We start from the raw sequence: 18901 nt of genomic DNA, 5'->3' as shown, positions 1-18901 counted from the left end.
TAGCATTGCTGGCCACGCGAGAACGATCTCCCGCCACGCGCGCGCTAATTCAAATAGATTCTATGACCGGGCCAGGTTACCGGCCAGAATGCCCCCGCGCGCGCCCAGGGCCGAGAAGCATCGATGGGAAATCCCACAGGCCCCGGCGCGGCCAAAACCGCACAGTCCACACTGGACCCATGCCCGACGCCACAGACAGCCCCACGCCCGACACCCCGATCTGCTCCGCGAAAGGCTGCCGAGCGGACGCGACATGGTCGGTGATCTGGAACAATCCGAAGATTCACACGCCCGACCGCGAGAAGGTCTGGGTCGCGTGCGACGAGCACCGCGACACCCTGTCCGAGTTCCTGCGGATCCGATCGATGTTCATCCGCGTCGACCCGCTGGAGAGTTAGCGGGTCAGAACTTGCGGAGCGCCTGCTCCGTCTCGGCCAGCAGCACGCAGGTGGCGACGCCGTCCATCGCCGTCTCCAGCTCAGCCAGCGACGGGTAGCTCGGGGCGAGGCGGATGTTGCGGTCCTCGGGATCGTTCTTGTACGGGAACGCGGAGCCGGCGGCCGTCAGCGCGATGCCCGCCTCTTTGGCGAGGGCGATGACGCGGCTGGCATTGCCGGCAGTCACGTCCATGCTGATGAAGTACCCGCCCTCGGGGTTCGTCCACGACGCGGCCTTGGCCGCGCCGAGGCGGCCATCGAGAATGCGCAGCACCAGCGCGAACTTCGGCGCCAGGAGCTCGCGGTGCTTGGCCATGTGCGCGCGCACGCCGTCGGCGTCGCCGAAGAACAGCTCGTGGCGCAACTGGTTGACCTTGTCCGGACCGATCGTCTTCTTGCCGAGCAGGCCCAGGTACCAGTCCAGGTTCGCGGTGGAGGCGCCAAAGAAGCCGACGCCGGCGCCGGCGAAGGTGACCTTGGAGGTCGACGCGAAGAGATATGGGCGATTGGGGTTTCCGGCCGCGGCGGCCAGGCCCAGCACATCGAGCACCGGCGCGGACTGCTCCACCAGCGGGTGCACGGCGTAGGCGTTATCCCAGAACAGGCGGAAATCCGGTGCGGCGGTCGGCATCGCGACCAGTGCCCGCGTGATCTCCTCCGAGTACACCGAGCCCGTGGGGTTCGCGTAGTTCGGCACGGACCACAGGCCCTTAATGGCGGGGTCCGCTGCCACCAGCGCCGTGATGACGTTCATATCGGGGCCGTCCTCGCGCAGCGGCACGGGGATCATCTCGATGCCGTACTGCTCGGTGATGGCGAAGTGCCGGTCATAGCCGGGGCTGGGGCACAAGAACTTGACGGTCTCCTCCTGCGACCACGGGCGCGGGGAGTCCCGATTTCCTGTGAGCAGGGAGAACACGATGAGATCGTGCATCATCTCAAGGCTGGCGTTGTTGCCGGCGACAAGGTTCTCGACGGGAACGTTGAGAAGTTCCGCGAAGATTCCGCGCAGGCCGGGCAGGCCCTTGAGCCCGCCGTAGTTGCGGCAATCCGTGCCGGCGGCGTCCATGTACGTGGTGCCCGGCAGAGCCAGCAGCGCATTGGAGAGGTCCAACTGCTCGGGGGACGGCTTGCCACGCGTCAGGTCTAGTGACAGCTTCTCGGCCTTGAGCTGCGCGTAGTTTGCGGTCTGGCGCTCATGTTCAGCGAGCAGTTCCTCGCGGCCGAGAGAGTCGATCCACATTTGGTGCTTGCCTTTCCCAGGCTCAAGACAGTAAGAGGACCCCGCGCACCCGCCAGAGCCCATTGACCCTTGCTGCCTTCCGGCCCTGGGGGAGTTCATAGGATGGACGCCGCGCGGGGTCCAATTAGCAGTGTAACGGCATGCGGCCTGCCTGCCCAATCCGCATCCGAATCCCCGTTTCTGAGACTCGTCCAGGGAGCGCAACGGCGGCTCGATCCCCGTATGACAGCCGCCCGGCGACACCCGAATTTGGGCCAAAAACCTACCCTGAGCAGCCCAATGTGCATTTCCAGCGCAGTACCTATAAGCTCCCTCTCGGAGGATTCGCCTAGTGGCCTATGGCGCTCGCTTGGAAAGCGGGTTGGGTGCAAGCCCTCAGGGGTTCGAATCCCCTATCCTCCGCCAAGAGCCCCCGGCGACCCGCAGCAATGCGGGTCGCCGGGGGTTTCTTTATGCCGTTATCCCTATGCGGTGAGGCGGTCTGGAAGCTGCCCCTCGGACGGCAGATCCGCCACCGTCGGAATGCCCGTCGCCACCTCGTCCGCCGTCAGATCCCCCACCATGCGCAGCAGCTCCAGCGCATAGGAGCGGGCCTCGACAATCGACATGTGCCGCTCACCGACGCCCAACCAGACCCGGCGCTGAGCAGCCGCTCCGCCCCCAGCGATCGAGCGTTCCGCCCACGGGGTCACGGACTCGCCGCCGCGCCCCACGACCGGCCGCGCGTGAATGGTGCAGCGCCGGACCCCGTCAGCCGCGAACTGGTCGATGACGTGGTCCGCGGAGCAGCGCGGCAAGCAGGCGTTCGGGTTGACGGCGTTCGTCATGATGTCCTCCATCTGTGGCAGCAGGCTTGCACCATCCCACGCGCCACCGACATTGTTGATTCCTGCGTTTCCCATCCTGGACAGCCGCCTTGGAAATAGGATGCGCTGATGCGCATCCTCCGAAATGCCGCCGCCACGGCCACGGCCGCCGCCACCGCTGCCGCACTTCTCGCGACCAGCCCCCTGGCCTTGGCCGATCCGGTCGGCTGCGCACTCAGCAATACCGGCGTCGCGGGCCTAGGACTCGGCGCCGCCGGCGGGCCCAACCACCCGATCCCCTGGCTCAATGGCCAGAGCGGCCTGCTGCCGAATCTGGGCGGGGGCACCCAGGCCGTCGAACACATCACGGGACTGCAAAGCCCCAACGAGACCATCCCCCGGTTCAACGTCGCCGGCACCGACCTCGGCATCATGTGGGACAACGGCCTTGGCGGCACGCTGGCAGCATTCGGCGACACCACCGGAATCACTAGCGACCCGCTGTGCGAGGGGCTCGTCGGCGACTGGCGCTCCAACGTCCTCCTACGCAGCACCGACACGAATCTGTCCGACGGCATGCGCTTCGACAGCGCCCCCCTCGACCGGCCCGGCCGCGCTCGCGAGGCGCTACCCAGCCTGAAGGTTCCAGGCGTCGAGTTCACAGTGATCCCCACCTCCGGCATCTCGGCGCCGACCCCCAGCGGCGTCCGCCAGTACATGAGCTTCATGTCCGTGCGCTCGTGGGACGAGCCCGGCGAGTGGACCACCAACTACTCCGCGATCGGCTACTCCGACGACAACGGCGAGACCTGGCACGCGCCCACCTTCGATGCCCTCACCGCGGCCCGCAACCGCCCCGCAACCCCCGGGGATGCCGACACCATGGGCTCGGTGCGCTGGCGCGACACTCCCGGCAACGAGAAGTTCCAGATGGCCGCGTTCACCCGCTCGTCCGATCCGGCCGACAACTTCGTGTACTCGTTCGGGACGCCGTCCGGCCGCAGCGGCTCGGCTCGGCTGTCCCGCGTGCGCCCGGACGCCGTCCTGGATGTCGCGCGCTACGAGTACTGGGACGGGGGCGGGTGGGTGGCGGGCGATCCGACCCGTGCCGCGGTGGTGATCGATGGTCCCGTCAGCGAGCTTTCGGTGGCCTGGAACGCCTACCTGGGAAAATACATCGCAATGTACTCCGGGGTCACAATCCGCACCGCAAACTCGCTCACTGGCCCATGGACCGAGCCGCACACACTGGTCAGCTCGGCCGAGGTGCCCACCCTGTACGGCGGCTTCATGCATCCGGTCTCCAACGCCTCCGGGGACCGGCAGCTGTATTTCGTGGGCACCACGTGGTCGAACTACAACGTGATGCTCCTGCGCACGGATCTGGCGCCGTTCAAGGATTAACCGGGCAACCCTCGGCTAACCTGTGGTGACCCACATCACAGGAGGCTTCATGTCCGGCACGGCCAGCAGCGGAATTCTCATCGACCGCATCGAGCATTGGGCGCAACGTCAGCCCGATGCCACCGTTGTCACCTTCGGCGATGTCTCCTTCACCTGGTCGCAGTGGCTTGAGCGCCTGCGCCGGCTGAGCGGGGCACTGGCCGGGGCAGGGATCGGGGCGGGCGACGCGGTCGCGTTCGTGGACAAGAACCACCTGTCCTGCCTCGAGGTCACCTACGCGGTGTCCGCTATCGGCGGCGCCAACGCCATCCCGAACTGGCGGCTCACCGGCGACGAGCTGGCGTACGTGCTGACGGACTCGCGGGCGCGGATCGTGTTCGTGGGCGCGGAGCTGGCCGGCGAGGTCGCCGCGATCCGCGACCGGCTGCCCACCGTGGAGCGGATCATCATCGTGGGAGATGAGGCTGCGGGAGGGCACTCAGACGAGTTCGAGGGCTGGCTCGCGGCCGCCGAGCCGGTGGGCACCGCGCCAGACCTGGTCGCGGACGCCACCGCGCTGCTGCTCTACAGCTCTGGCACCACGGGCCGGCCCAAGGGTGTGCGCCTGACCCACGACAACCTCAACGCGCACAGCGCCGCCGTCGCCGAGGTCCTGCCATTCCACGACGGCGACGTGCTGCTGGTCGCGATGCCGCTATTCCACGTCGGCGGGACGTGCTTCGCCATCATCGGGCTCGACTCCGGCAAGCCCGCCGTGTTCACCCGCGAGGCCGACGCCGCCAACCTATTCGGCGCACTAATGAAGGGCGCCAACATCGCCTTCCTGGTGCCGCCGGTGATTGCGGCGGTGCTGGCCGCGGGCGAGCAGGCCATCGCCGGCTTCGCCGCGCTGCGCCGCATCATCTACGGCGCGGCCCCCATGCCCTTGCCGCTGCTACGCGCGGCGCTCGATGCCTGGCCGAAGACCGAGTTTGTCCAGGTGTACGGCATGACGGAGCTGGCCGGCGTGATCACTGCGCTCCTGCCGGATGTGCACCGCGATCCCGCCCAGGAGGCCCGCATGGCGTCCGGCGGGACCCCGCTGCCCGGCGTCGAGATCCGTATCGTCGACCCGGGCACTCTCGAGGACGTGGCGCCCGGCGAGGAGGGCGAGATGTGGTGGCGTTCGAAGCAGACCACCCCCGGCTATTGGCATCGGCCCGAGGCCACGGCGGACGCGATCGTCGACGGCGGCTGGCTGCGCAGCGGCGATATCGGACGGGCCGACGAGGGCGGATTCGTCTATATCGTGGACCGGCTCAAGGACATGATCATCACGGGCGGGGAGAACGTGTACTCGCCGGAGATCGAGCGGGTGCTGATCGAGCATCCGGCCGTCGCCGACGTCGCCATCATCGGCATCCCGGACGCCAAGTGGGGCGAGGCGATCAAGGCCGTCGTCGTACTCGAGCCCGGCGTGACCGCCACTGCGGCAGAGCTGATCGCGTACTGCCGCGAGCACCTGGCGAAGTTCAAGTGCCCGGCCACCGTCGACTTCCTCGACGAGCTGCCCCGCAACCCCACGGGCAAGATCCTCAAGCGCACCTTGCGCCAGCCGTTCTGGGAGGGGCGTCCCGCGCAAGTCTGATACCGAAAAAATGGCCTCGTCTCCCGCTTACCAGCGGGAGACGAGGCCATTCGCCTAGGCGGTTCCGCTTACGCGGGCTCGCTCGGCTCACGCACCTTCAGGTCGTTCTCCTCCGGCGCGTTGGGGTAGAGGTAGCGCACCACCAGCGCGGCCAGGGCACCGCCGACCAGCGGTGCGACGATGAACAGCCACAGCTGGCTCAGCGAGTCGCCGCCGGCGAACAGCGCCGGACCGAGGCTCCGGGCCGGGTTGACCGAGGTGCCGGTCATGGGGATGCCCATGAGGTGGACGGTGGCCAGGGCGATGCCGATGGCCAGCCCGGAGATCGCGGTGGACGCGACCTTCGTGGTCACGGCCAGCACGACGGCGACGAAGATGAAGGTCAGCACGATCTCGATGGCCAGCGCGCCCCACACGTTGATGCCGATCATCGAGTTATCGCCCCAGCCGTTGGTGCCCAGGCCTGTCGCGTCCGGGCCCGTGCCCGAGTTGTAGGCGGTGGCCCCCGCGAAGATCGCCCGCAGCACGCCCGCGCCGATGATGCCGCCGACGATCTGCGAGCCCCAGTACATGAGGGCGTCCTTGGCCGACATGCGGCCGGAGACCAGGAAGCCCATCGTGACGGCCGGGTTGATGTGCGCGCCGGAGAGCGGGCCGATGGCGTACGCCATGATCAGCATGATAAAACCGAAGGCCAGCGCCGTCGCGACAACGCCTGCGGAGGTGCTCGCCTCGGCGAATCCGAAGCCGAACGAGAGCGTCGCTACGCCGACACCGATGAATACCAGCAGCCCCGTGCCCAGCATCTCCGCGAAAATCTTGCGTGGTTCCACATTCTCTCCTTAGGTTGCCTAAGCATCACTTAGCTGAAGTGAACCACAATGTGTGCGCGACTTTTGATTATCCGCGGAGATCACGCGCGCAATCCAGAACCGCCGAACCATGTTGTGGCCACTGTCATTTCCGCATCCACCGCCACGCGGGCACAATCGTTGGCGATGCACCCGCCAGATAGCGCCCCCGCCACCACCCCCGCCGGCCGGTTCGCCCCGAGCCCCTCGGGAGATCTGCACGTCGGCAATCTGCGAACTGCGGTGTTGGCCTGGCTGTTCGCCCGCTCCACCAACCGCCGCTTCTTGGTGCGGGTGGAGGACCTCGATCGGGTGCACCCCGGCGCGGAGGTCCGCCAGCTGGCGGACCTCGCGGCGCTCGGCCTCGACTGGGACGCGCCGCCGCTGCGGCAGACCGACCGGCTCTACGCATACGACGCGGCAATCGCCGACCTGTCCGCGCGCGGGCTCGTCTATGAGTGCTTCTGCACTCGCAAGGAGATCCTGCGGGCGGCGTCGGCCCCGCACGCCCCCGACGGCGCCTACCCCGGCACCTGCCGGAACCTCACGGCCAAGCAGGCCGCTGCCCGACGCGCGAGCGGCCGGCCGCCGGCGCTGCGATTGCGCGCCGACGCCGCGGAGTTCGAGGTCACCGACGAGCTGCTGGGCCTGTACACCAGTCAGGTCGACGACGTGGTGCTGCGCCGCGGCGACGGCGTGCCCGCCTACAACCTGGCGGTGGTCATCGACGACGCTGCCCAGGGGGTGGACCAGGTGGTGCGCGGGGACGACCTGCTCAGCTCCACGCCCCGACAGGCCTATCTGGCCGCGCTGTTGGGCCTGCCCATCCCGTCGTACGCCCACGTGCCCCTGGCGCTCAACGCCCAGGGGCAGCGACTGGCCAAGCGCGACGGCGCGGTGACCCTCGCCGATCTGGCCGCCGACGGCCGCGACGCCGCCGCGGTGCTGGGGCTTATCGCGTCGTCCCTGGGCTTGGCCGCCGCCCCCGCCGAGCGCGTGGACCTGCCACTGTTGCTCACGCGGTTCGATCCCGCGCGGCTGCCGCGCGAGCCGTGGGTCTTTCGGCCGCCCCAAAGCCGACGTCCGTAGTCGTAGTTCACGTCATTATTGGCGGAATAGGCGAAGAGCCACACCCAGAACACGATCAGGGCGATCCAGGCGACGGCGCCGATCGCCCCGATGATGGTGCCGTGGATTTGTCAGTACGCGCCAGAACCGGCCGCGGCGACGAGAATAACCAAATACACGACGAGGATGGCCATGCTGATCCCGCCGATGATGGTGCCAGCCAGCGCCAGCCCGCGCCCCTGCTCGCCCGAGGTCTTGATCTGGTTCATCGCGACCAGGCCCAGGACAAGGCCGATGGGCCCACAGCACGCCAACGAGACCACCAGCGACGCGATGGCCATGCCGTTGGTGGGCTGGGCGACCGGATATGGCTGCGGGTACGCGCCGGCTGGAGGGTACGAACCGGGCGGCGGGTAGGAGCCTGGGGCCGGATTGCCGCCCACCGGCGGATAGCCGTAGCCGCCCGCATCCCCATCCCCCTGGCCGGAGAAGGGATCGTCGCCGGGTCCAGGGTATGGGGGATTTGTCATGGGCGGGAGCCTATCAACGCAAAGGCCCATTCCGCAGCCAAGCCATTGCCTTGTCCGCCATTGGAATGACGCCCGGGAGTTGCGCGCTATCGCCTGGTCACATGGCTCGGCTATCAGCTCGAGGCCGACGCCACAATGATGATCCCGAGCCAGGCGAGGATCACCGCGGCGGCAATGCCGCCGACCACTATGCCCGCGATTGCCATGCCGCGTCCTTGCTCCCCGGACTTCTTGATCTGCTGCAGCGAGACAATTCCGAAAATCAGGCCTAGCACCGACGGGAACCCGCAGAGCGACAGTCCGGCAACCGCGGTGATCAACGCCGCGATGGCCAAGCCGTTGGTGCCCGGTGGCGGCGGATACGGGTATTGCGCCCCGTACTGCCCCATCGGCGGGTAGCCGTAGCCCGGGCCCACCGGCGGATAGTCCTGGCCCCCCACCGGGTAGTAGCCGTAGCCGCCCGTGTCGGAGCCTGACTGCTGGCCCTGATGTGGATCCGGAGGGTAAGTCACAGGCCGTAGCCTAGCAACGCGGTCGCCCGCTCCGCGGCGCTCCACACCGCCGCACTCCCAGCGAACGCACGATCTGGTGCCGCGGGATGCTTGGATACACGGTGTGAAAACAAGTGAGCCAATCGAGCCCGTCTCTGGACAGGCGCCCGCGACAGCCGGTGCCACCTTCGCCTCCATCAGCACCGCGTATTACCCGACCATCGTCGCGATCTTCGCCCCGCTGCTGCTGATCTCCAATATCTGCGCGACCAAGGGCGTCGCGTTCGGACCCGTGGTCGGTGAGTGGTCGATCATCACCGATGGCGGATTCTTCCTCTTCCCCCTCGCCTATGTGCTGGGCGACGTGCTCAGCGAGGTCTACGGCTTCAAGGCCACCCGACGCGCCATCTACCTGGGCTTCGCGATCGCCTCGATCGGCGCGCTGGCCTTCTGGCTCACGATGCTGCTGCCCGCCGCCGACTTCTATCCGAACCAGGCCGCGTTCGAGACCGTCGTGCAGGCCTTCCTGCAAGTGCTGCTCGCCAGCCTCGCCGGCTACCTCGTGGGGCAGACGCTCAACGCGTTCGTGCTGGTGCGCATCAAGGCGTTCACCAAGGAGAAGCACCTGTGGGCGCGCCTCATCGGGTCGACGGTGGTCGGCGAGTTCGCGGACACGCTGGTGTTCTGCCTGATCGCGGCGGGCGCGATCGGCATCACGGATACCAACGACCTGATCACGTTCGTCGCCATCGGGTTCGTCTACAAGACCGCGGTGGAGATCTTGCTGATGCCCATCACCTACCGCGTGATCGCGTATGTGAAGGCTCGCGAGCCCAGCTACCAGCCCGCCGGACAGCCGGGCTAGAAGTCGTCGATGCTGACGATCCCGTCCTGCAGGGCTCGGGCCAGGAGTGCCGACTTCGTCGTGGCGGGCCGGCCGATCGCGGCGTATTTGCCACGCACCCGCGTCAGATACGTGTTCACGGTGCCCACGGACAGGTGCAGCTGGGCGGCGATCTCGCGCTTCGAGTCCGAGTACAGCCACACCCGCAGCACCTCGCACTCGCGCGCGGATAATTGCGGACGCTCCAACTCCATGGGGCCGACGGCAGGGGCGGGGATCTCCCGCCCCTGCCACAGCGTGGGATTCGGGGAGAAAAGGCGCGCCTCGGTGGGGCTTCCTTCGAGCCCGCGGGTCTCCATGGCACTCGTCATGATTAGCCACATCCTCTCGGATGCAAAGGATCGCCCGGCGGGCGCTTGATGGTCTAACCATACAAACGCGAAACGGCTTTTGACAGCCGGATATTCACGTGCCCCAAGAAGATGGGGCATCGTTCATATTACGAACGATGCCCCGGTATCCTGGATATATCAGCTGGTCAACGGCCCCCGAGCACGATAGCGCGCCATCGTTTCCGTCTTGAACTCGTGATAGCGGCCAGCGTCGATCGAGGCCCGAATATCGTCGACGAGCTTCACCGTGAAGCGCTCATTGTGGATGGTGCACAGCGTCGAGGAGAGCATCTCCTTGGCCTTGAAAAGGTGGTGGATATAGGCGCGGGAATAGTTGGCGCATGTGTAGCAGTCGCAGTCTGGGTCGATGGGCCCGAAATTGCGTCGGTTGCGGGCGGTGTTGATGTTGAACCGGCCGTCGGGCGTGTAGATCGCGGCATTGCGGGCCACCCGCGAGGGCTGCACGCAGTCGAAGGTGTCCGCGCCGGCCTCGACCGCCTCGAACAGGTCGTCCGGCTCGCTGATCCCCAGCAGGTGCCGCGGCTTGTGCTCGGGCAGTTCGGAGCTGACCCAGCCGACGATGGTCCCGAGGTTCTCCTTCTCCAACGCCCCACCGATGCCGTAGCCGTCGAAGCCGCGGCCGTCCTCATCGCGCAGCGCCTCCAGCCCGCGGGAGGCCTGGCGGCGCAGGTCCTCGTACTGCGCGCCTTGGACCACGCCGAAGAGCGCCTGGTACGGCTTGTCAGCGCGCTCGATTGTCTGCCGCCGGTGCTCGTCCAGGCAGCGCTGCGCCCACAACCGGGTGCGCTCGACCGAGCTCTCCTGGTAGCCACGGGAGTTCATCAGCGTCGTCAGCTCATCGAACGCGAACATGATGTCCGCGCCCAGCTGGTGCTGAATGCGCATCGACACCTCGGGCGTGAAGCGGTGCTTGGTGCCGTCGAGGTGGGATTTGAACGTCACGCCCTCGTCGTCGACGTGCGCCAGGCGGTCCTTGCCCTCCGCGATCACGTCGTCCGCCTGCACGCTCACCGACTCCATCGCGAGCACCTTGCGGAAACCCGAGCCGAGAGAGAGCACCTGGAAGCCGCCGCTGTCGGTGAATGTGGGCCCGGGCCAGTTCATGAATTTGCCGAGCCCGCCGGCCTCGTCCACGATGTCCGATCCCGGCTGCAGATAGAGGTGGTATGCGTTGGCCAGCACCGCCTGCGCGCCAAGGTCTGCGACCGCTTCCGGCAGCACCGCTTTCACGGTCGCCTTGGTGCCGACGGCAATGAACGCCGGGGTCTGGATATCGCCGTGCGGGGTGCGGAGGATCCCGGTGCGACCAAGTTGGCCGTCGAGCCGGGTGTTGACGCTGAAGAGATCGGGGGCCCCAGGGGCCTCGGCATCGGGAGAAGTCACCCGCCCATCCAACCAAACACGCAGTGAACCGCCCCACAAAGCGTCACGATAAATACGGGGTGGGGTATAAATGTCGGCAGCGAACATATACCCCCACCCGTATTTGGAGGAGTCATGAGAACGTCCCCCCGCAGCGGCCCCCTCGGGCGCCTCGGCCTCGCGGTCGCCACCCACACGCGCTGGGTCCTCGGCCTCTGGCTGCTGGTCCTGATCGCGCTGGGCACCGCCGCGCCGTCCGTGTTCAGCTCGCTCGCCGGCGCCGGCTGGCAGGCCAACGGCTCCGATTCCGTCCAGGCCCGTGAGCTCGCGCAGGAGCACTTCGGCGGCAACTCCTCGGCGGCCATCCAGGTGGTCATCCACTCCGATACCCACACCGTGCCCGACGCGCCGATGACCGCCGTGATCGACGAGGCGACGGCCCTGCTCGGCGCGGATCCGCGCATCGGCGACGTCATCGCGCCCCAGCCCGGGATGACAATGAGCCCCGACGGGCGCACCGGCATCCTCATCGCCGGCGCGAACGCGAACACCGACGAGATGGTGCGCGCGGTCGACGACCTCAAAGGCCCCCTGACCGCTCTCTCCGCGGACGGGATCGAGGTCTACCCCACCGGCGCGTCCGCGCTATGGAGCGACTTCAACGCCGCCAACCACGACGCGATGATCAAGGCCGAGCTGTTCTCCTGGCCCGTGACCCTCGCGATCATGGTGCTGGCGTTCGGCTCCCTGGTGGCGGCCGGACTGCCGCTGCTGCTGACCATCGCCGGGCTGGTCGCCTCGGCCGGCGGGTTGGTCCTGCTCAACACCGTCACGCCGATCTCCGTGTGGGCGATGAACTTCGCGATGATGTTCGCCCTCGCCCTGGGCATCGACTACGCGCTGTTCATGGTCTCGCGGTTCCGCGCCGCCGTCCGCGCCTCGGGCGACCCGCGCCAGGCCGTCGCCGAGACGATGGACACCGCTGGCAAGGCCGTCGCGCTGTCCGGGCTGACGGTGCTGGTCAGCCTGTCCGCGGTGCTGCTGGTCCCCGCGCCGGCCGTGCGCACGATGGCGGTCGGCATCATGCTCGCCGTGACGTTCGTGCTGGCCGCGACGCTGACGCTGCTGCCCGCCGTGCTCGCCAAGCTCGGCGAGAGGATCAACGCCGGGGCGCTGCCGTGGGCCAAGGAGCAGAGCCACCGCTCCGAGCGCTTCGCGAAGTGGGGCCGGCTGCTGGACCGTCACCCGTGGCCGTTCGCGGTGGGCTCGATCGCGCTGCTTCTGGCACTCGCGTTCCCGATCCTCGGTTTGAAGGTCGCGATGCCGTCGATCCAGGTGGTGCCCGAGGACTCCTCCGTCCGCCAGGGCTACGAGCTGGTCCAGGCGCAGATGGGCGACGGGGCGCCGGGCGCGCTGCAGATCCTCACGCCCACCGCCCAGGCGGACGAGGCGGCGCGGATCGCGTCGGGCACGGACGGGATCGCGATGGTGACCCCGCCGATGCCGGCCGCCGACGGCGCGGACTGGACGATGCTGCAGGCGATCCCCACGGTGGACCCGTCGAGCCCGCAGATGGCGGTGATCCTCGCCGACCTGCGCGCCGACCTGCCCGCCGACGCCCTCGTGGGCGGCGCGCCCGCGGAGAACCTGGACCTGCAGCAGGCGCTGAACGACTACCTGCCGATCATCATCGCCGTCATCCTGGCGCTCGGTTTCCTACTGCTGCTGTTCGCGTTGCGGGCGCCGCTGATCGCGCTGCTCGGGACCGTCACGAGCCTGCTGTCGACGGCCGCGACCTTCGGCGTCGCGCGCCTGATCTTCCAGGACGGGCACGGCTCCGGCCTGCTCGGATTCGAGCCGCAGGGCTTCCTCAACGGCTGGGGCCCGGTGTTCTTCTTCGCGATGATCTTCGCGATCGCGATGGACTACACGGTCTTCCTCGTATCGACCGCGAAGGAGCAGTTCGAGAAGCACGGGGATGCGCGGCGCGCGATGATCGGCGGACTCGCCCACTCCGGGCGCGTGATCTTCGCGGCCGCCGCGGTGATGGTCGCCGTGTTCTTCTCCTTCGCCCTCGCGGAGCCGCTGCCGCCGAAGGAGATGGGGATCATCCTGGGCGTCGCGGTGCTGCTGGACGCGGTTCTGATCCGCCTGGTCCTGCTGCCCGTGCTCATGCGCCTGACCGGGGCCGCCGCCTGGCACACCCCCGCGTGGCTGGACCGGATCCTGCCGAAGATCAGCTTCTCCCATGGCTGATCTATACCCCCTAGGGTATACTTGGGGGCATCTACCGAAGGAGCACCACCATGGATAACACCAGCGCCGAGGCCCGCGCCACCATGAATCGGCTCAAGCGCGCCCACGGCCAGCTCGCCGGCGTGATCGCGATGATGGATAACGGCCGCTCCTGCAAGGACGTCGTCACCCAGCTCTCCGCGGTGTCGCGCGCGCTGGACAAGGCCGGGTTCGCCATCGTCGCGTCGGGCCTGCGCGACTGCATCACGGGCGAGACCGCCGACGGCAGCGAGCCCATGAGCCAAGCCGAACTCGAGAAGCTCTTCCTCAGCCTCGCCTAAAGGAGAAAATGATGGACATCGGCATCACCACCACCCTGCAGAGCGGCTTCGACGACGCCGTCGCCCGCACCCGCGCCGCCCTCGCCGAGCAGGGCTTCGGGGTGCTCACGGAGATCGACATGCAGGCCACGCTCAAGGCCAAGATCGGCGCCGACGTCGAGCGCTACCTCATCCTCGGCGCGTGCAACCCGCACCTGGCGCACCAGGCCGTGCAGACGAACAAGCAGCTCGGGCTGCTGCTGCCGTGCAATGTCGTCGTCCGCGACGATCTGGCCGCCGGCCCCGGCCACGTGATCGTCGAGGCGATGAATCCGCAGCTCATGGTGCAGGTCGCGGAGGACGCGGCCCTGCAGGGAGTCGCCGACGAGGCCGGGGCCAGGCTCCGCGCAGCGATCGCGTCGCTGACGGTCTAGCCTCTCGCCCCCCGCCCTACGGCTCTCCTCGACCCCGATTCGCGGGCCTTCCGGTGATTCGCATGCCCTGCAGAGCCCGCGTCTTGACGGAAGGCCCGCGTTTCGACGTGGCGCGACCCGGTCCCCCTGACGTCATCGCGCCGGCGCCGCGCCGATCAGCGCGGAGGTCGCCGCCAGCACCGAGTCGCCGGTGGTGTCGACGAGCTTCCGCGCCGCCATCGCGCTCGCGGCCAACGAGGATTGGTAGCGCAGGTGCGGACTGGCCGACATCGCCGCCTCGACGACCACGGCGGCAACCTCCTCGGGAGTCTGCCCGCCCGAGAACAGCCCGCGCAGCCGGTCCTCGTAGGCCGCGGACAGCTCCGCGTATCCGTCCTCCGACTGCGCCTCGACCCTGCGCACGTTCGCGGTGAACCCCGTGTTCACGGGCCCCGGCTCTATCACGGAGACCCCGATGCCGAACTGGGCGAGCACCGGCGCCAGGCCCTCCATCAGCCCCTCGACCGCGAACTTCGACGCGTTGTAGGCGTCGCTGAACGGCATGCCGATCAGCCCGTTCATGCTGGTCACGCTGACGATATTGCCGCTCCCCTGGGCGCGCATCGCCGGGATCACCGCCCGCGCGCACCGCAGGGTCCCCCAGAAATTCAGGTCCATCGCGGCCGCGATCGTCGGGTCGTCGAGCTGCTCGAGGGTGCCCCGCACCCCGGCCCCGGCGTTGTTGACCAGCGCGTCTATCCGGCCGTGATCGCCGAGCACCCCGGCGACGCAGGCGTTGATCGCGTCCGGGTCCGTGACGTCGAGCCGGCGGATCTCCAGGTCGGCCCCGCTGCCGCGCGCGGCCTCGAGCGCGTCGGCGCGGGAGGGGTCCCGCACCGTGGCGACGACGCGGCAGCCGGCCTTCGCCAGTCCCACCGCGCTGGCTAACCCGATTCCCGACGAGCTGCCGGTGACGAGGGCGATTCGATTCATTTCGGCTCCTCCGCATCTGGCCCGGCCGGAGAAGACGCCCGGTTGCCGAATTCGCCACGCGCGGGTGACTCCACAGTACGAGCGTCGAGCGGATGATGACGGCACAGACCACAGGAGCCGGGCGGAGGCGAGGCGAGGCCGCGCGCGGCCATCTCGGCGCTCTAGCATCTCGGCGCTCTAGGTTTTCCTGCGCTCAGGCCGCCTCCCCCATTTCGCAGGCCTTGAGTTTCGCAGGCCTTGAGGTGAGACGCAGGCGTTGCAGCGCTCGCGTTTCGCCGGAAGGCCCGCGCTTTCGAGTCGGACGGCTCGCGTTGCCGTCGACGCCATGAACCTGCGTCGATCCCGCCCCTTATACCTATACCCCCTATTGGTATACAAATACGCATGGGGGGTATACACTCGATCCCGAACCCCCGAAAGGAACCACCATGTGCCCCGCAGCCACCCCCGCCGATGACATCGCCGACGACTCGGCCAGGGCCCCGGCCAACCACGGTTACACCGCCGACAAGGCGAAGCTGCACACCCGGCTCCGCCGCATCGAAGGGCAGGTCCGCGGCCTGCAGCGCATGATCGACGAGGACACCTACTGCATCGACGTCCTCACCCAGATCTCCGCTGTGAACAGCGCGCTGCAGTCCGTCGCCCTGGCGATGCTCGACGACCACCTGCACCACTGTGTGGCCGGCGCCATCGCCAACGGCGGCGAGGACGCGGCCGCCAAGATCGACGAGGCCTCCGCCGCGATCAAGCGCCTAGTCCGTTCCTAAACTCCACCCCCACCTCGAGCAAAGGACCCCAATATGTCTGCGAACACCTTCTCTGCCACCGGCCTCACCTGCGGGCACTGCGTTGGCGCCGTCACCGAGGAGATCACGGCGATCGACGGCGTCAGCGACGTCCAGGTCGAGCTCGTCAAGGGCGGCGCGTCCATCATCACGGTGACCGCCGCGCAGCCCGTGACCGCCGCTCAGGTCGCCGCCGCACTCGACGAGGCCGGCAACTACCAATTGGCATAGGGCCCCGCCCGGCCACCGAAGGATGATGAGAATGCGCACCACCGAGGAACTACTCGGCCAGACGCCGACGAACTCCGTGCAGATCGACATCGAGGGCATGACGTGCACCTCGTGCTCGGCCCGCATCGAGAAGAAGCTGAACAAGATGGACGGCGTCACCGCCACCGTCAACTACGCGACGGGCAAGGCGCAGGTGGAGCACACCGCCGACATCTCCGCCGATCAGCTGCTGGCCACCATCGAGGCGACGGGCTACTCGGCCGCGCTGCCGAAGCCGCCGGAGCCCGACAACCCGACCACTGCGCGCGAGCCCTACCTCGACCAGCTCCGCACCCGCACGCTCGTCTCGGCCGCGCTCACGCTGCCGGTGGTGCTGCTCTCGATGGTGCCGCTGTTCCAGTTCAACAACTGGCAGTGGTTGGCGCTGACGCTCACCGCGCCCGTCGTCGTTTGGGGCGCGCTCCCCTTCCACCGGGCCGCGCTGCTCAACGCCCGCCACCGCGCCGCGACCATGGACACCCTGGTCTCCGTCGGCGTGACGGCCGCGTTCCTGTGGTCGCTGTGGGCGCTGTTCCTCGGCGACGCGGGCCACCCGCATATGAAGATGGGCTTCGACCTGCTCCCCGCGGCCGGCAGCTCCGGCGATCACATCTACCTCGAGGTCGCCGCCGCCGTCACCGTGTTCATCCTCGCCGGGCGCTACTTCGAGGAGCGCGCCAAGACCCGCTCCGGCGCGGCCCTGCGCGCGCTGATGGACATGGGCGCCAAGGACGTCGCGGTGCTGCGCGACGGGGTCGAGCACCGCATCCCCGTCGGCCAGCTCGCGGTGGGCGACGAGTTCGTGGTCCGCCCCGGCGAGAAGATCGCCACCGACGGTGTGGTCGTCGACGGCCGCTCCGCCGTCGACTCCTCGATGCTCACCGGCGAGTCCGTGCCGGTGGAGGTGGAGGCGGGCGACGCCGTCGTCGGCGCCACCGTGAACTCCGGCGGACGACTCGTAGTGCGCGCCACCCGAATCGGCGCGGACACCCAACTGGCACAGATGGCCACACTGGTCGAGCAGGCCCAGACGGGCAAGGCCCCTGTGCAGCGCCTCGCCGACCGGATCTCCGCGATCTTCGTGCCGATCGTCATCGTTATTGCCATCGCGACGCTGATCGTGTGGCTGATCGTCGGCAGCTCCGTGGCCGCCGCGTTCACCGCCGCCGTCGCCGTGCTGATCATCGCGTGCCCGTGCGCTTTGGGCCTGGCCACGCCGACCGCGCTGATGGTCGGCACCGGCCGCGGCGCGCAGCTCGGCATCATCATCAAGGGCCCGCAGGTGCTCGAGTCCACCCGCCGGGTCGACACCATCGTCCTCGACAAGACCGGCACCGTCACCACCGGCGAGATGGGCCTGATCGCGGTCCACGCAGTCGCCGACGAGGCCGAGGTCCTGCGGCTGGCCGGGGCCGTCGAGCACGCCTCCGAGCACCCCATCGCCCAGGCCATCGCCGCCGCCGCTGGCTCCTTGGCCCCTGTCTCCGACTTCTCCAACCACGAGGGCCGCGGAGTCTCCGGCACGGTGGACGGCCGCGAGGTCTACGTGGGCCGCCGGGCCTGGCTCGTGGAGGCATTGGGCGCGGATGTCCCGCAGGACCTGCAGGAGATTGTGCACGCCGCCGAATCCCTCGGCCAGACCCCCGTCTGGGTCGCGTGGGACTCCGCGATCCGCGGCGTCGTCATCGTGGCGGACACCATCAAGGAGACCTCCGCCGCCGCGATCGCCCAGTTCAAGGCCATGGGCCTGCGCCCCATCCTGCTCACCGGCGACAACGAGCGTGCGGCGAAGGCAGTGGCTGCCAAGGTGGGCATCGCCCCCGAGGACGTGTTCGCCGAGGTCCTGCCGTCCGAGAAGGTCGCCACCGTGGCGCGCCTGCAGGCCGAGGGCAAGATCGTCGCGATGGTCGGCGACGGCGTGAACGACGCCGCCGCCTTGGCCACCGCCGACCTGGGCCTGGCGATGGGCACCGGCAGCGACGTCGCCATCGAGGCCTCGGACCTGACCCTCGTGCGCGGGGACCTGACCAGCGCCGCCGACGCGATCCGGCTCTCGCGGGCCACCTTACGCACCATCAAGGGCAACCTGTTCTGGGCCTTCGCCTACAACACCGCCGCGATCCCGCTGGCCGCGGTGGGCCTGCTGAACCCGCTGATCGCGGGCGCGGCGATGGCGTTCAGCTCGGTGTTCGTGGTCTCGAACAGCCTGCGGCTGCGCCGGTTCAAGCCGGCCTAGTGTCGCCCTCGTGAGAAAGAACTGGCTGGGCGGTCGACAGCGCGACCACCCAGGCCAGCTCTTCTATTGCAGGCACCGATCTCTGGCAGAGGGCTAGCCTAAAGCCTCAGTGCGGCACCCTTTTTCATCACAAAGCTGGGCACGTCACCAAGGTTGACGGTGGCCTCGTAGGTGCGGTCGAACCCTGTGGAACTGATCTTCCAGCCCTCGCTAGTTCGCCGGTAGCAGTCCGTGTAGTAGGCAGCTCCGATCAACATCATGTTCGACTCCGACATGATGACGCGATCCTGCAAATACCAACTTCCACTCGCCTCGTCACCGGCCACCGTTATCACCGGGTGGTTGACCAGATGATCGGTCACGATAGAAGAGTCAAGAGATGAGCGCATGAACTCCACCAGCGAGTCGCGGGTGGCAAGCGTGATCCGTCCGCCCTGGTGCCCCTCTTCTCCGTAGTTGCCGATGGCGTCCTCGGTGAGGGTCCCTGCCAGGACCTCCCACGCCTTGGTGTCGATGGCACGGATATATCGATATTTCAGTTGCTGAATGGCGGTGATATCGTCCATGATT

The 18901-nt window shown here is 68.2% G+C and carries 20 protein-coding genes, 1 tRNA gene and 1 other RNA gene; 12 read left to right on the top strand and 10 right to left on the bottom strand.

Annotated elements, in window-relative coordinates; genetic code table 11:
• The first annotated feature begins 179 nt into the window (after nucleotides 1–179).
• Nucleotides 180–398, top strand: coding sequence for a hypothetical protein (locus tag TBIF_RS04200; RefSeq protein WP_024793612.1), 219 nt, complete (start codon nucleotides 180–182; stop codon nucleotides 396–398).
• A gap of 4 nt (nucleotides 399–402) precedes the next feature.
• Here TBIF_RS04200 and TBIF_RS04195 read toward each other — a convergent pair whose 3' ends face one another.
• Both TBIF_RS04195 and ffs read right to left on the bottom strand, forming a co-directional pair.
• Nucleotides 403–1680, bottom strand: a complete 1278-nt coding sequence (locus tag TBIF_RS04195; protein ID WP_024793611.1) for an aspartate aminotransferase type Ic — start codon at nucleotides 1678–1680, stop codon at nucleotides 403–405.
• 29 nt (nucleotides 1681–1709) lie between these two features.
• Nucleotides 1710–1806: signal recognition particle sRNA small type (gene ffs / locus TBIF_RS24785), an RNA gene on the bottom strand.
• 191 nt (nucleotides 1807–1997) lie between these two features.
• Here ffs and TBIF_RS04190 point away from each other — a divergent pair.
• A tRNA-Ser gene (locus tag TBIF_RS04190) sits at nucleotides 1998–2085 on the top strand.
• 59 nt (nucleotides 2086–2144) lie between these two features.
• Here the strand turns inward: TBIF_RS04190 and TBIF_RS04185 are convergent.
• Entirely contained in the window at nucleotides 2145–2582 is a 438-nt protein-coding gene (locus TBIF_RS04185) for a hypothetical protein (protein WP_024793610.1), read from the bottom strand.
• 33 nt (nucleotides 2583–2615) lie between these two features.
• Here TBIF_RS04185 and TBIF_RS04180 point away from each other — a divergent pair, with 33 nt between their 5' ends.
• Nucleotides 2616–3890: a glycoside hydrolase family 183 protein gene (locus TBIF_RS04180; RefSeq protein ID WP_024793609.1), complete on the top strand. Its 1275-nt coding sequence runs from the start codon at nucleotides 2616–2618 to the stop codon at nucleotides 3888–3890.
• A gap of 49 nt (nucleotides 3891–3939) precedes the next feature.
• On the top strand, nucleotides 3940–5517 hold the full coding sequence (locus TBIF_RS04175) for a long-chain-fatty-acid--CoA ligase (protein WP_024793608.1): 1578 nt from the start codon (nucleotides 3940–3942) through the stop codon (nucleotides 5515–5517).
• A gap of 68 nt (nucleotides 5518–5585) precedes the next feature.
• Here TBIF_RS04175 and TBIF_RS04170 read toward each other — a convergent pair whose 3' ends face one another.
• Nucleotides 5586–6350, bottom strand: a complete 765-nt coding sequence (locus TBIF_RS04170) for an aquaporin (protein WP_024793607.1) — start codon at nucleotides 6348–6350, stop codon at nucleotides 5586–5588.
• Between the two features lie 165 nt (nucleotides 6351–6515).
• On the opposite strand from TBIF_RS04170, the gene gluQRS reads away from it, so the two are divergent.
• Nucleotides 6516–7457: a tRNA glutamyl-Q(34) synthetase GluQRS gene (gluQRS, locus tag TBIF_RS04165; RefSeq protein WP_024793606.1), complete on the top strand. Its 942-nt coding sequence runs from the start codon at nucleotides 6516–6518 to the stop codon at nucleotides 7455–7457.
• 110 nt (nucleotides 7458–7567) lie between these two features.
• On the opposite strand, the gene TBIF_RS26415 is transcribed toward gluQRS, so the two are convergent.
• Together TBIF_RS26415 and TBIF_RS22825 are read right to left on the bottom strand one after the other, a co-directional pair.
• The gene (locus tag TBIF_RS26415; protein WP_024793605.1) at nucleotides 7568–7966 is read right to left on the bottom strand and encodes a DUF4190 domain-containing protein; all 399 of its coding nucleotides are present in this window, start codon (nucleotides 7964–7966) and stop codon (nucleotides 7568–7570) included.
• A gap of 113 nt (nucleotides 7967–8079) precedes the next feature.
• On the bottom strand, nucleotides 8080–8478 hold the full coding sequence (locus TBIF_RS22825; RefSeq protein ID WP_024793604.1) for a DUF4190 domain-containing protein: 399 nt from the start codon (nucleotides 8476–8478) through the stop codon (nucleotides 8080–8082).
• Between the two features lie 121 nt (nucleotides 8479–8599).
• On the opposite strand from TBIF_RS22825, the gene TBIF_RS04150 reads away from it, so the two are divergent.
• Nucleotides 8600–9322, top strand: coding sequence for a queuosine precursor transporter (locus TBIF_RS04150; protein ID WP_038169788.1), 723 nt, complete (start codon nucleotides 8600–8602; stop codon nucleotides 9320–9322).
• Here TBIF_RS04150 and TBIF_RS24780 read toward each other — a convergent pair.
• Together TBIF_RS24780 and tgt are read right to left on the bottom strand one after the other, a co-directional pair.
• Complete coding sequence (locus tag TBIF_RS24780) at nucleotides 9319–9672, bottom strand: response regulator transcription factor (protein WP_235174487.1); 354 nt, start codon at nucleotides 9670–9672, stop codon at nucleotides 9319–9321. The two genes, TBIF_RS04150 and TBIF_RS24780, sit on opposite strands and share 4 nt — an antisense overlap.
• Before the next feature lie 159 nt (nucleotides 9673–9831).
• A complete protein-coding gene (gene tgt, locus TBIF_RS04140) occupies nucleotides 9832–11097 on the bottom strand; it encodes a tRNA guanosine(34) transglycosylase Tgt (protein WP_024793601.1) in 1266 nt (421 codons plus the stop codon).
• Nucleotides 11098–11211: 114 nt separating this feature from the next.
• Between tgt and TBIF_RS04135 the strand changes: the two genes are divergently transcribed.
• The 3 genes from TBIF_RS04135 to TBIF_RS04125 are packed head-to-tail and all read left to right on the top strand — an operon-like array spanning nucleotide 11212 to nucleotide 14065.
• A complete protein-coding gene (locus TBIF_RS04135; RefSeq protein WP_024793600.1) occupies nucleotides 11212–13332 on the top strand; it encodes an MMPL family transporter in 2121 nt (706 codons plus the stop codon).
• Between the two features lie 50 nt (nucleotides 13333–13382).
• The gene (locus TBIF_RS04130) at nucleotides 13383–13652 is read left to right on the top strand and encodes a metal-sensitive transcriptional regulator (protein WP_024793599.1); all 270 of its coding nucleotides are present in this window, start codon (nucleotides 13383–13385) and stop codon (nucleotides 13650–13652) included.
• Between the two features lie 11 nt (nucleotides 13653–13663).
• On the top strand, nucleotides 13664–14065 hold the full coding sequence (locus TBIF_RS04125; protein WP_024793598.1) for a DUF302 domain-containing protein: 402 nt from the start codon (nucleotides 13664–13666) through the stop codon (nucleotides 14063–14065).
• Between the two features lie 132 nt (nucleotides 14066–14197).
• Here the strand turns inward: TBIF_RS04125 and TBIF_RS04120 are convergent, their stop codons facing one another.
• A complete protein-coding gene (locus TBIF_RS04120; RefSeq protein WP_024793597.1) occupies nucleotides 14198–15037 on the bottom strand; it encodes an SDR family oxidoreductase in 840 nt (279 codons plus the stop codon).
• A gap of 428 nt (nucleotides 15038–15465) precedes the next feature.
• Between TBIF_RS04120 and TBIF_RS04115 the strand changes: the two genes are divergently transcribed.
• From TBIF_RS04115 to TBIF_RS04105, 3 genes are read left to right on the top strand one after another with little or no spacing between them, the layout of a single operon-like run.
• Entirely contained in the window at nucleotides 15466–15807 is a 342-nt protein-coding gene (locus TBIF_RS04115; protein ID WP_148302154.1) for a metal-sensitive transcriptional regulator, read from the top strand.
• A 33-nt stretch (nucleotides 15808–15840) separates the two neighbouring features.
• Nucleotides 15841–16056 carry a heavy-metal-associated domain-containing protein gene (locus tag TBIF_RS04110; protein ID WP_024793595.1) on the top strand — a complete coding sequence of 72 codons (216 nt, stop codon included), beginning with the start codon at nucleotides 15841–15843 and terminating at the stop codon, nucleotides 16054–16056.
• Between the two features lie 31 nt (nucleotides 16057–16087).
• Complete coding sequence (locus TBIF_RS04105) at nucleotides 16088–18331, top strand: heavy metal translocating P-type ATPase (protein ID WP_024793594.1); 2244 nt, start codon at nucleotides 16088–16090, stop codon at nucleotides 18329–18331.
• A gap of 98 nt (nucleotides 18332–18429) precedes the next feature.
• On the opposite strand, the gene TBIF_RS04100 is transcribed toward TBIF_RS04105, so the two are convergent.
• On the bottom strand, nucleotides 18430–18897 hold the full coding sequence (locus tag TBIF_RS04100; protein WP_024793593.1) for a nuclear transport factor 2 family protein: 468 nt from the start codon (nucleotides 18895–18897) through the stop codon (nucleotides 18430–18432).
• Nucleotides 18898–18901 lie beyond the last annotated feature (4 nt).

It is taken from the genome of Tomitella biformata AHU 1821 (genome assembly GCF_000524475.1).
GTDB lineage: Bacteria > Actinomycetota > Actinomycetes > Mycobacteriales > Mycobacteriaceae > Tomitella > Tomitella biformata.
The sequence above is the reverse complement of the archived record's forward strand: the minus strand, read 5'-3'. Positions and strand labels throughout refer to the sequence as shown.

Coding starts and splice junctions, on each gene's coding strand:
- TBIF_RS04110 (WP_024793595.1), top strand. CDS start 15,841: ATGTCTGCGAACACCTTCTCTGCCACCGGCCTCACCTGCGGGCACTGC.
- TBIF_RS24780 (WP_235174487.1), bottom strand. CDS start 9,672: ATGACGAGTGCCATGGAGACCCGCGGGCTCGAAGGAAGCCCCACCGAG.
- TBIF_RS04135 (WP_024793600.1), top strand. CDS start 11,212: ATGAGAACGTCCCCCCGCAGCGGCCCCCTCGGGCGCCTCGGCCTCGCG.
- TBIF_RS04200 (WP_024793612.1), top strand. CDS start 180: ATGCCCGACGCCACAGACAGCCCCACGCCCGACACCCCGATCTGCTCC.
- TBIF_RS04100 (WP_024793593.1), bottom strand. CDS start 18,897: ATGGACGATATCACCGCCATTCAGCAACTGAAATATCGATATATCCGT.
- TBIF_RS04195 (WP_024793611.1), bottom strand. CDS start 1,680: ATGTGGATCGACTCTCTCGGCCGCGAGGAACTGCTCGCTGAACATGAG.
- TBIF_RS04115 (WP_148302154.1), top strand. CDS start 15,466: ATGTGCCCCGCAGCCACCCCCGCCGATGACATCGCCGACGACTCGGCC.
- gluQRS (WP_024793606.1), top strand. CDS start 6,516: ATGCACCCGCCAGATAGCGCCCCCGCCACCACCCCCGCCGGCCGGTTC.
- TBIF_RS04125 (WP_024793598.1), top strand. CDS start 13,664: ATGGACATCGGCATCACCACCACCCTGCAGAGCGGCTTCGACGACGCC.
- TBIF_RS04105 (WP_024793594.1), top strand. CDS start 16,088: ATGCGCACCACCGAGGAACTACTCGGCCAGACGCCGACGAACTCCGTG.
- TBIF_RS04130 (WP_024793599.1), top strand. CDS start 13,383: ATGGATAACACCAGCGCCGAGGCCCGCGCCACCATGAATCGGCTCAAG.
- TBIF_RS26415 (WP_024793605.1), bottom strand. CDS start 7,966: ATGACAAATCCCCCATACCCTGGACCCGGCGACGATCCCTTCTCCGGC.
- TBIF_RS04185 (WP_024793610.1), bottom strand. CDS start 2,582: ATGGGAAACGCAGGAATCAACAATGTCGGTGGCGCGTGGGATGGTGCA.
- TBIF_RS04175 (WP_024793608.1), top strand. CDS start 3,940: ATGTCCGGCACGGCCAGCAGCGGAATTCTCATCGACCGCATCGAGCAT.
- TBIF_RS04120 (WP_024793597.1), bottom strand. CDS start 15,037: ATGAATCGAATCGCCCTCGTCACCGGCAGCTCGTCGGGAATCGGGTTA.
- TBIF_RS04180 (WP_024793609.1), top strand. CDS start 2,616: ATGCGCATCCTCCGAAATGCCGCCGCCACGGCCACGGCCGCCGCCACC.